Origin of the sequence: Collinsella sp. AF20-14LB, from assembly GCF_003459505.1 — a bacterium.
GTDB lineage: Bacteria > Actinomycetota > Coriobacteriia > Coriobacteriales > Coriobacteriaceae > Collinsella.
In genome coordinates this window covers 1-10,227 of sequence record NZ_QRWD01000029.1, presented here as the reverse complement: position 1 = coordinate 10,227, position 10,227 = coordinate 1, and the positions used below count along the sequence as shown (strand labels likewise).

Below are 10,227 nucleotides of genomic sequence, written 5' to 3'. Positions count from 1 at the left end.
CAGTGGCGCACCTACAAGTGCGAAGCGTGGCTCGACGCGGACGAGGCGAACGCTGCGACGGCATCCGAAATTGATGTCTCTGGGCGCTCGTGCTCGCGAGCACGAGCTGGCAACGCAGTAAAGCTAGCCATGGATACGGTGCGTTACATCCGCTGGAGCGAGGTCGTCTCGGACGGCGTGGTGGGCGTCAGGAGGAAGTAAGTAAAGGGGCCAGAGATATTATCTCTGGCCCCTTATCGTTTTAATGGGTTGATTAGTGCCCTTAAGGGCGATTGCCGTCTTGCGGAATGCGTCCATCAGCACCATCGCCGACAATCGGATCGAGAGCGCCGAAATACCCGAGGATGTCTTCTTCGATGTCCTCCTCAACCACAAGCGTGGACTCATACTCACGGCGGATATCATCGTTTTTGAGGAGGGTCTGCTTGAGCTTGGGAGCCTCCTCGTTGACGACATCCCATACGATATCGTAATCGACATTAGCGTAGACATGCACAATGATGTTTCGCATTCCCCTAATTTGCTGCCATTCGATATCGGGAAAATACCGGCGGCACGTCTCGGGACTGATTTTGGAGACGAGTTCGCCTATTTGCGAAACCGAAATGAGAAAAGAGTCCCTAATGTAGGGGCTGTGTTGCCATAGGCTCTCATCGACATCGAAATAGTCGAGCTTCCCTGCAATATCATCGCATCTAAGCAGCATTTGATGGAATATCTCGATTTCTGGCTCTGTCATATATGAGTCTCCCTTCCGTTTTGAGGTTGTATACGAACCTGTCCGTGGCGCCCTTCAGCTTCACCGTGACATCGACATCCCTTCCGAGCGCCGAGGCAAGTGAGTCGAGCAAGGACAGGTAGTCTGAGGATGCGCAGGTCGAATCGAGGCCGAGGAAAAAATCAACGTCGGACGCATCTGTCTGCTCACCTCGCGAGAACGAGCCAAATAGAACCGCTTTGACCACGCATGGGTAGTCGGAAAACACTGCTCGGGCGCGGCTTGCGGCATCCGCAAGCGTATTCACGGGGATTGATGGGTTCTCGCAATCTTCAACAAGATATTTCAAGGTGGCACCTCCCTTGGTACTATCAGGGTATCAGTTCTATTCTACTTGTTCCCCAACCGTAGGCGGCGAATAGCAGATTTCCGTAGTAATCCTCGTATGCGTTAAACTGTTCCATAGAGAACCACACCATCTCGGTCTACGTCGCATGCGAACTCGTTTCCGGCTTTCAGACCGGCTCTGAACTCATCGACGTTCAGGACGAGAAAGTCCAAGTCGCGAGCGAGTCCCCATAGCTCCCCATCGGCTGCAAGCGAGTGTTCCTTAAGCTCACATCCCTCAAGGGCGGAAAGACAGAGAATGTCGTAGTCGCTATATTCATCGGCTTCGCCGCGAGCCCGAGAGCCGTAGGCGATGATGACGATCGGCTCACCAGCGCGCAGGATTCCTTCGATGATGAAGTCGATATCTTCCTGCGAAATCTGAAGGGTGTTTCGCGCCTCTTCAAGTGTTCTCATACTCTATAGCTCCCTACTGTAGATGATGCGTCCTTCTCTATTCAGGTTCTCGATGAAACCGCTCTGGGCTCCGCAGAGAGTCGCCAGCATGTCTACGTCCCGTCCAAGCCTCTCGGCCAAGTCGAGGCCGATGCCGACGACTTCGAAGGCCTTCTTGCTGTCGACCTGTAGAAGCAGGTCGACGTCGGAGGAGCCCGTCTGCTCGCCGCGTACGAAAGAGCCGAACATGGCAGCTTGCTTCACCGAAGGATGGGAGCCGAGTACTTGGCGGACGATTTCCTTGGCCTCGGCGTAGTCCTGAACAGGGGGCGCAGGATTATCGGAATCTTCAACGAGATATTTCAGGGCGGTACCTCATTAAACGGTGGACGTGACAGCATCCTTCGCTGAATCCTATGAAATCACGGCCTGACATAGGCGGCAAATTGGCGGAGCTCGTCATCGTCCATATCGTCGAAGTGCAGCAGCTCCGCCAACGCAGCCCTCTGTTCCATCAGGTACCTGCAGCTCGGAGACTTGGAAATTGTCTCTAAGATGGTCTCGGGAGCAAGAGACGGGAAATCCATGCCTCTGGGGGCAACAAGGGAGATAGGGCCATTCGCTTCAAAATTCTCGGGCGCATGAAGACGGATATCGAAGCCATCGATGGATAACTTGGAAACACCCGCATCCCCTAGACCCCGCAAGACGAGAAAGTCCAACCCGTACGGAACTGCATTACTGTCGATTCCAAGGGCGACGAGCGCGGCCTCGTGGATCGCGACCAAATCGCTTTTATCGATCATCAGTTTCTTGCAAAGGCTCGCCATTATCTCGTTCAGGTGTTCCTTGGTCATTTCGATTCGGGTGAACGACTTTTCGAAGGATTCCCGCTTTCGCTTGAGCTGCTTTCGAAGCCTGTCGATGTTGATGCTTTCAGGTCGCTTGATTTGGTTCCGCTCACAAGCCCATGGATAAAGGTACGTAGCAACATAATCTACACCCCTCCTTGATTCGGTCATCTTACTTGTTGACCCAACCCCAGACGGCTTCGTGGTGGATGGTCTCGGTCCATGCTTCCTGATCGGTTACGGTGACGGTGACCTCCTCATACTTGGGCAGGCATCCGTACTGGAGTCCGTTATCCCAACAATACTCAGAGCAAGCATCTTCGTTATCAAAGAGGGTGCCATCCGTTGCGCGGTATTGGACGCCAACCTTTTTCTTCTGGGTCTCGGTGTGGGTGACGGCGGGGTGGTAGATCTGCTCGTCCCAAGCGGGGGTTACGATTGCCCAGACCTTCTCGGACTCAGCGGGCTTGGAGGGTTTGGAGCTGCCGGATCCCGAGCCGCTGCCGGAGTTGCCGGAGTTGTCGGGCTTGGATGCGGGCTTGTCGGTCTTGTTCGAGCCGGAGGGCTTGGAATCGCCCTTGTTCGAGCTCGAGCCAGAGCCCGAGGACGGCTTCGAGTCATTCTTGTTGGAGCTGGAACTGGAGCCGGAGGGCTTGGATGCGGGCTTGGAATCGCCCTTGCCGGATGAGCCGTTTGCCGCGCCGGCCTGCTGGACGGTGGAGCTGCTGGGTTTGGATACGGGTGCGCTGACCGTGCTGGCGTTCGGGTTCTCGCGCTTGGCCTCGATGAGTTTCTTGGCGGCGGCACGCTCCTCCTCGGGGAGATTTTCGATTGCCGCGTCCACTGCCGCATCGTCGGTCATGTCGACCTTGGTGAGGCTCACCTTGACCGAGGCTCCCTTGCCCTCGACGACGAAATCAACCGCGTCCGGCACCAGCCAGGTGGTCTTGCCGTCCTTGGCGGTGGGGATAGAGGTGACGTTCAGGGCGTAGGCACCCTTCGGTAGGTCGACGGAAGCCTCCTTGCCCGGCTTGATATCCCCCTTGGCGGCGGACTCGCCGTCGGCATCGACGATCTCGTAGGAGAACTCGCCGTCCCCCTCGCTCCAGCCGTCGGCCGTAAGCGTCACGGATGCGGGATAGGTCTTGGAGTCCTTCTTGCCGACGATGGATGCGACGGGTGCGTTGTCGGGGATGTTCACGGCCTCGTGGTTCAGCGATAGGCCGATGCCGAGTGCCGCGACGATGGCGAGCGCCACGCCGCCCGCGACGAACTTGCGCTTCAGACCACTCGGACGTTTGGGTGTCTGGGAGTCATCGGTGGCAGCATCCGGGTCGGGTGCCACGGCATCTTCCAGGTCTTTGGCAACCGGAAGTTCGGCGGTGACATCTGCGGCGATGGGGTTATCGGGGGTGTCCATGAGTTGGGTTTCCTCGATCTCGGTGTTGAGGTCGTTGGAATCGTCGGGGTTGACGCTCTCGGGGTTCATATCGGTGTTCATGGCAGTTTCCAATCTGGTCTAGATATCAAGTGATTATAGGGGTCTGTGGGGACAGGGCTTAGATGATGGCCATGTCGTGGCTGATCGGACTGTACTGGTAATGGGGCAGGAAGTACTTGAGCGGCAGGCAGCGGCCGTAGGCCAGGCGGTACGACAGGGCTGCACGCTTGTAGTGGCGGACGATGAAGGCGTGGTCCTCCTTCAGGCGCCCGACGCGGGCTTTGACGACCTCGTCCTTCAGGAACAGCTCCTGCGGCATCTGGATCATCTCGTAGTGGTCGAGGGAGGCATATTTGTAAGGCTTTCCGGCAAGACGGGTCGCACCCGCCAAGGTCTCGACTGCGCTGATGTAGGCGTGCTTCTCCGTGATGAACGCGAAGCCGTGCTTGTCAGGCGAGGAGACGGGGCAGCATTTAATCGTCTTGGTCATGCGCTCCTTGCGCGACAGATCGGATTTCTTCATCCAGACGGTGGGCATGTGGAGATCGTTGCCGTCTTCGCCGTAGAGCTTCACGAGAATCTCGCGGCGGTACATCACGCGGTTGACCATGATGCAGAAATCCTCGATCTTCTTGGGCATGTGGCGGCGCCCATGCCTGTAGGCGTACTTGATGGAGCCGCGGTCGAAGCGCCACCAGGCGTTCGGGTTCGTCTTCGCGTTCCAAACATTGAATGCGCGGAAGTGCAGCATCCGCTTGCAGACGATGAAATAGATATAGGCGAACAGGGTAATGCCGGCCACGTTATAGGGGTCGGAGAGGAAGAGGGTGATGGCTTGCATGGGGCACTCCTTGAAGTCAGCAGCCGCGCGGTCGCTCTGTGCTGGACGCCGCCTCGGTGGCTACCTCGGCGATGCTGTCAAGACTGGGCTGGGCGTGGCGTTTCGTATACGGGGAATCATAACCCTGGGGATAGGCGGTGTCGAAGAGATCTGCGTAGGCGTCGAGCGGATTCTCGACTTTCTGCCCGTTGTTGGCCATCCTATCGATCTCGGAACGGAGGGTGTCCATGATGGCTTTCTCGCGAACGAGTTCCAATGAGAGCGTCACATAGCCCTCCTTCAGCCCCTTGCCGTACATGGCAAAGGTGATCCTGTAGAACCGATTCTGGATCGCATCGCGCTCGTCGTCGGTGGTCATGGAAAACTGGACATCCGAGGACTGCATCGGCAGCACGCTAAAGCGTAGGTAGTCCCCCGCGTTATAGCCGCGGCCGTTCAGGCGCGTTATCGCCTTGAGGCGACCATCCATCAAAGGGGCCACGAACTGTTCGCGCATATTGACCGTATGCAGCCGGATTTGCGGCTTATTGAAATCTGACATCGTCAATCTCCTGTCCGATGCGACTTGGGGAAACGCATCTATCTATCGATTACGACTCTTATGATAACAAAAGTATATCACCCCGTCAATATGGATAAGGATTATCGGCCGGCCGTTTGACTTCTTTCGTCCCGCCCGCCTCGATTTCGCGTTCGGTAGATACCTTGATAAATAGATTTGCGATATTAGGGAGGCATCATGCCGAAAAACGATAGTCAGAACACCACTTTGCTCGGCGGATTCGACTTTCTGAAGAAACTCGGATTGGGTCGCGTGAAGAGAATCGATCCAGTCGATTCCGATCTGCAGACCGTGCAAAAGGGACAAGTCATCGGCACCGTCTCGAAAGACCGAAAGGATAAAATCGAGAAGACGGTCATCAATATCCCCTACTCGAGCGCCATCTCCTCCACGGCTGCGGTGCGTCGAGACGGGACGCCCGTGACGAGCCGATATGGACAGGAGATGTCGCGAATCGTGATCCGCCTGCCGCGCAAGATGGAGCTGGACGGCTACAGCATGGACGGGCTTCGGGTCGAGATCATCAATCCCGACAAGTATCTCGAGCGTGCGGAGAAGACGGGTATCCTCCAGGCCTCCTTCAACGACTCGCGACCCTTGAAGCTCAGCGGCTTCAAGGACGGTCGCGCCATCGAGCTGACCGTGGGACAGGATAAAATCGGGGAATTCGTCTCAAACCTCGAGAAATGCTGCGAAGAGCTCATCAACATCCCGAAGGGCAAGGATGCAAAGACATTTGATAGAGATGCCGCTGTGCCGGCGATCTCGGCGAGTCGGAAACCTGAAAAGCTGGCGGTCGCGACCGCATCGGGTGCGAACCGGGCCGATGAGAAGAAGACTGATCTGGGCAAGACACCCTTTAACGGGCAATATCTCGGAACCAGGAAGATCGATAAGGATGTCACGTTCGACAATCCGAAGGTCATCATCCCGTACGGCAACATCGTCGACAGCGAGACTATGACCGATAAGGACGGTAAGACGAAAACCAATCAATACGGTCAGGTGCTCAATTCGGTTACCTTCTCGGTGCCTAAGGGCGTCGCGGTCGATGGCTACGGTCTCGGCGGCTTTACCGCCAAGGTGGTCGTAGTAGACAAATATCTCGACCGCGCCGCGGATGAGGGTTCTCTCCAAATTATGCTCAATGGAAGGTATGACTTGAAGCTGTCCCGTGAAGATGGCGGTAAGAATACCTATGTGACCATCGGACGAGACAAGATCGGGGAGTTTGCCAAAGCGCTCCGTGAGAAGTCGAACACCGCGCACGAGGACAATGAGAATAATAAGAATAATGAGAAAAAGGAAGAATCTCTTGATGAGATGATGGGCGGCAAGAACGAAGAGGCCACCCTTATGGCGGCAGGTGCCGCTACAAGGGAGGCTACAGATAGAGAAACTGCCGACAGGTAGTGCGTTTTATCTAACGGTTCAGGGATGGATAGACTTTTTCAAGTTTGGCGATGAGCCCCTTCACGGCTTCAATCGCAGCCGCCGGCGTTGCGTAGACCGACCAGATACCGGAGAGGAACACGGCTCGATCGGTCGCGAGGTCGAAGGCGGCCTGCTCCTGCTCCGTCTTCATCTCGATGCCATCGGGCCCTGAAATGGAGAACGCCACGGCAACCTCCTGGTTGGCGGGACCCGTGCAAGTCGGCATGATGCGTACGACCAGCGTACGCATCGTATCGCGGTCGAGCGATGTGCTGGCGAGGTAGTCCTCGTCTGACAGGTTGGGACTCAATACGCCGTCCAGTCCGTCCTCGATAAGCGTGATCGCCTTGTCCCTTTGCAACTTCTGGTCAAGAATCCCATCGGCATACTTTTTGGCGGCATCCATCGAGTCGAACCGCTGGGCGAACAGCTCGCAGGCGGTGTCGCCCTCGAGGATTCCCAGTTCGAATGAGCCGTCTTCCGCCTGCTCGATGCGGGCGACCAGGGAGCAGTCGTCGGCCGTGCGGTAGGGCACGATCCCGTCATCAATCCAATTGCCGTCGTTCATGTCCGATTCCTTTCGCTTCAGTCCCAGCAGCCAGTCCGCTGAGACATCCAATTCCTTACAGATTTTGTATAGGACGACCGTTCCCGGCAGGCGCTTTCCCTTCACATAGTGCGAGACACTCGCCTGCGTCGCCCCAATCCTTCTGCCCAGCTCGCGCTGGGAGATGCCTTTGGCCGTCAAGGCGCGTTTCAAGCGCCTGTGCAGCCGGTTGGGTTCAATCTCGACCATTAGCTACTCCAAAGAACCTCCTGAGCCTCGTCCAGAAGCGCCACCATGGCATCCTCCTCCGACTTGTACCCGTCAACGAACTGCTTCATCGGTCCGGCATTCCAATACCCGGACCGCGTCGATGAGCGGATATACGGCCGCCACACAACGGAACCATCGTCCCGTTTTTCCCTCTCGATGAAACCGGTGGTAGCCCACCCGTCTTTGCCCGTGAACTTGAAAATCGTGTGACCATAGATGGTCCTCGTTGGCTCGACCAAAACTACTCGGGAACAACGCGGCGTTTTCTTTTGGATCATCTTGTATCTCCTTTATATCTTTAAGGGCCGTTTGGCCTGCTCGAGGTAGGCAACGAGACTCCAAGGCTCTTTCATTGCCGCCGTTTGACAGCGCTCCTGACATTCCGCCCATTCCTCGTTATTCATGAGTGCGATACCGACCTGCTCGCCTCGTTTCGTAAGAAACATCAGGTAGCCATCGGTTACCACTTTGCGGGGAACCTCGCTGATGCGGGCTTTCCTCTTGTTGTTCGTCCCGTACATCAGCTGAGACGACAACACCGACCACTCCCCTGCCCCATGTCGGCGCATGCCTTTCGGTCCGTCATAAAGCCTATCCTCGGCGAGGAATACGACGCGGTCGCCTAACGCTACTCCGAAGCCCTCGCCGTTCTTTCGCTCTTCCCAGCCCTCGCCCTGCCGAACGGTCAGCTTGTCGATGAATAGCCAGAGGTGGGAATCTACGGGACACCATCTGCGGGCCTGCTCGTTGTACACCTTGACGAACGACAGCATGATGCGGTCGATGGTCGCGTCAGGGTCATCGGAGGCAAAGCGAACGTCCGTTGCGATGCCGCTCAGAATATGCGCCTTCACCTTGATCGAGCCATCGGAGAAATAGCTCGTCCCGTTGTCTACCGCCTCGCGCGTGCTCTCCGATTTAATCCGCATGTTGTCGAGCGCGATATTGCGCAGCGCCCATTGGTATGCAAGCGCCTCGCGCGGCATGAGGATCGGGCGGTCGAGGAATGCAAAGCCCTCGTCGATTGTCTGGGCATGAGCGTCCGATTCAAGGCAGCGGCCGACAATCTTGTTGGATTTGCGCTTGGTCTTCTTCTTAGTCATCGCGGGTCTCCTTCCTAGGTCCCACCTCGTAGAATTTCGTGCTCGTCGGGACAAACAGCATGTCGATATCGCCCGTCGGGCCGCTGCGGTTCTTCGCGACCGACAGGATGACCTGCCTTGAACCCGATTTCTCGTCTTGAATCTCGTCCGGGTCGCGCGACAGGAACAACACCGTGTCCGCGTCTTGCTCGATGGAACCGGATTCGCGCAGGTCTGCCAGACGGGGCGTCCCCGGATGGGATTCGGCTTGGCGGCTCAACTGCGCCAGCGTGACAACGGGAACGCCCAGCTCCTTGGCGAGCACTTTCAGGCGGCGGCTTATCTCGCCGACCTCGACTGCGCGGTTTTGGTACTTGGTGCCATCTGATACGGACGAGATGAGCTGGAGGTAATCGATCACAATCAGCCCGCGCTCGGCGCCGCGCATCATGCGGGCGGCGGTCGCGCGGATGTCCCCTATCGTGACGCTCGCCTTGTCGTCGATCTCGATGTCGTTGCCGGGGATGTCGCAGCAGGCGGCCGCGATGGCATCCCATGAAGCCTTGGGAATGGCTCCCATGCGGAAATGGGAAATCGAGACGCCTGATTCGGCGCAGATGATTCTCTGGGCAAGTTCCTTGCCTGACATCTCGAGCGAGAAGATGCCGACCTTCACCCCCTGGCGGGCGGCGTTCAGCGCGAGGGTGAGGGCAAAAGAGGTCTTGCCGACGGCAGGTCTCGCGCCGACTACGATGAGCTGCCCTGCTCGCAGCCCTGCCAGCATCTCGTCCAGGGTTGCAAAGCCCGTGTTCACGACGGTGGAGTCCAAGGGGACGCTATCGAGGTCTCTGGCCTCGTCCACGGCTGCGGTGAGGAACGATGAGATGTGCCGATAGGGGCGCATATCGCGGCGTTCGGCTACCTGTGCGATCGAGCCCTCGACCTTCGAGACGAATGCCTTCATATCGGTCGGGGTCTCGTAGGCCTCGGCCTCAATCTCGTTCATCGCCGTCACGAGTGACCTGCGCCTCGAGGCATCGATCAGCTCGTCGTAGGCGGTCTGCCAGGACAGCAGAGGCATGTCAGACTCGAACATGCGCTCGACGGCTTGCTCTCCGCCCGCGGCATCCAGCTCACGGTTAGATCTCAGGTAGTCGAGCAGGGATACGTCGTCAATCGGGTAGTTCGCCTCGTGCATGGCGCGGATGGCGCGGAACAGCGCACGATGGTCAGACTTGACGAAATCATCCTCGAGCAGCATCGGGAGAACGTCCTCGCGAACGTCCTTCGAACGCATGCAAGCGGTCAGGACAATCGTTTCCTGCCGAGGGGCGACGATCGTGCTTGCGGATTGGGTTTCTGCGATTTTCGGTTCAGTCGGCATGACGCGCACCATTTTGGAAACGGGATGCACGCGAACCGTTTAGATTCTGGGGCATGTTGTTCATCTTCCTGCTCTACAAGGCGCTTGGGGTACGCCTCGGTCGCTATTAAGTATAACAGAAAGATAACGCGCCGTTAATCCAAAAAAGGAATAACGGCGCACCGAAAGGAGGTCATGGATAGTGTAGTACAAAAAAGGTGCTTCCAGTGAAAGCACCTGGGGATTTTGATTCAAGACTTTAGTCTGCTGGCCGCGCAGCGGCCAGCTTTAAACCACCCGCTACGCGGGTGGAGACAAACGGCTTTACAAAGCCA

14 protein-coding genes are annotated in these 10,227 nt (G+C 57.1%); 2 read left to right on the top strand and 12 right to left on the bottom strand.

The window, feature by feature from the left end; translation table 11 throughout:
- A partial coding sequence (locus tag DWX63_RS11335) for a hypothetical protein (RefSeq protein ID WP_158559685.1) occupies window positions 1-201 on the top strand: 201 nt, incomplete at its 5' end.
- 61 nt (window positions 202-262) lie between these two features.
- On the opposite strand, the gene DWX63_RS10760 is transcribed toward DWX63_RS11335, so the two are convergent.
- From DWX63_RS10760 to DWX63_RS10725, 8 genes are all read right to left on the bottom strand, one after another.
- The gene (locus DWX63_RS10760) at window positions 263-739 is read right to left on the bottom strand and encodes a DUF86 domain-containing protein (protein WP_117758893.1); all 477 of its coding nucleotides are present in this window, start codon (window positions 737-739) and stop codon (window positions 263-265) included.
- Complete coding sequence (locus DWX63_RS10755; protein ID WP_117758894.1) at window positions 696-1,067, bottom strand: nucleotidyltransferase family protein; 372 nt, start codon at window positions 1,065-1,067, stop codon at window positions 696-698. Before DWX63_RS10755 ends, DWX63_RS10760 begins: the two co-directional genes overlap by 44 nt.
- Window positions 1,068-1,168: 101 nt before the next feature.
- The gene (locus DWX63_RS10750) at window positions 1,169-1,522 is read right to left on the bottom strand and encodes a nucleotidyltransferase domain-containing protein (RefSeq protein WP_117843701.1); all 354 of its coding nucleotides are present in this window, start codon (window positions 1,520-1,522) and stop codon (window positions 1,169-1,171) included.
- A 3-nt stretch (window positions 1,523-1,525) separates the two neighbouring features.
- Window positions 1,526-1,798, bottom strand: a complete 273-nt coding sequence (locus tag DWX63_RS10745) for a nucleotidyltransferase family protein (RefSeq protein WP_255413253.1) — start codon at window positions 1,796-1,798, stop codon at window positions 1,526-1,528.
- A 125-nt stretch (window positions 1,799-1,923) separates the two neighbouring features.
- Entirely contained in the window at window positions 1,924-2,523 is a 600-nt protein-coding gene (locus DWX63_RS10740; protein ID WP_117758897.1) for a hypothetical protein, read from the bottom strand.
- A 1-nt stretch (window position 2,524) separates the two neighbouring features.
- Complete coding sequence (locus DWX63_RS10735) at window positions 2,525-3,853, bottom strand: hypothetical protein (RefSeq protein ID WP_117843700.1); 1,329 nt, start codon at window positions 3,851-3,853, stop codon at window positions 2,525-2,527.
- Between the two features lie 58 nt (window positions 3,854-3,911).
- A complete protein-coding gene (locus DWX63_RS10730) occupies window positions 3,912-4,634 on the bottom strand; it encodes a hypothetical protein (protein ID WP_117843699.1) in 723 nt (240 codons plus the stop codon).
- 16 nt (window positions 4,635-4,650) lie between these two features.
- The gene (locus DWX63_RS10725) at window positions 4,651-5,175 is read right to left on the bottom strand and encodes a DUF3850 domain-containing protein (RefSeq protein WP_117843698.1); all 525 of its coding nucleotides are present in this window, start codon (window positions 5,173-5,175) and stop codon (window positions 4,651-4,653) included.
- 198 nt (window positions 5,176-5,373) lie between these two features.
- On the opposite strand from DWX63_RS10725, the gene DWX63_RS10720 reads away from it, so the two are divergent.
- On the top strand, window positions 5,374-6,609 hold the full coding sequence (locus tag DWX63_RS10720) for a hypothetical protein (protein ID WP_117843697.1): 1,236 nt from the start codon (window positions 5,374-5,376) through the stop codon (window positions 6,607-6,609).
- A 10-nt stretch (window positions 6,610-6,619) separates the two neighbouring features.
- Here DWX63_RS10720 and DWX63_RS10715 read toward each other — a convergent pair whose 3' ends face one another.
- The 4 genes from DWX63_RS10715 to DWX63_RS10700 are packed head-to-tail and all read right to left on the bottom strand — an operon-like array spanning window position 6,620 to window position 9,913.
- The gene (locus tag DWX63_RS10715) at window positions 6,620-7,426 is read right to left on the bottom strand and encodes a helix-turn-helix domain-containing protein (protein ID WP_117843696.1); all 807 of its coding nucleotides are present in this window, start codon (window positions 7,424-7,426) and stop codon (window positions 6,620-6,622) included.
- On the bottom strand, window positions 7,426-7,725 hold the full coding sequence (locus tag DWX63_RS10710) for a hypothetical protein (RefSeq protein ID WP_117843695.1): 300 nt from the start codon (window positions 7,723-7,725) through the stop codon (window positions 7,426-7,428). The genes DWX63_RS10715 and DWX63_RS10710 overlap by 1 nt, the downstream gene beginning before the upstream one ends.
- A gap of 12 nt (window positions 7,726-7,737) precedes the next feature.
- Window positions 7,738-8,550 (bottom strand): hypothetical protein, encoded by an 813-nt coding sequence (locus DWX63_RS10705; RefSeq protein WP_117843694.1) that lies wholly within the window; start codon window positions 8,548-8,550, stop codon window positions 7,738-7,740.
- Window positions 8,543-9,913, bottom strand: a complete 1,371-nt coding sequence (locus tag DWX63_RS10700) for a replicative DNA helicase (RefSeq protein ID WP_255413252.1) — start codon at window positions 9,911-9,913, stop codon at window positions 8,543-8,545. Before DWX63_RS10700 ends, DWX63_RS10705 begins: the two co-directional genes overlap by 8 nt.
- Between the last annotated feature and the right edge of the window lie 314 nt (window positions 9,914-10,227).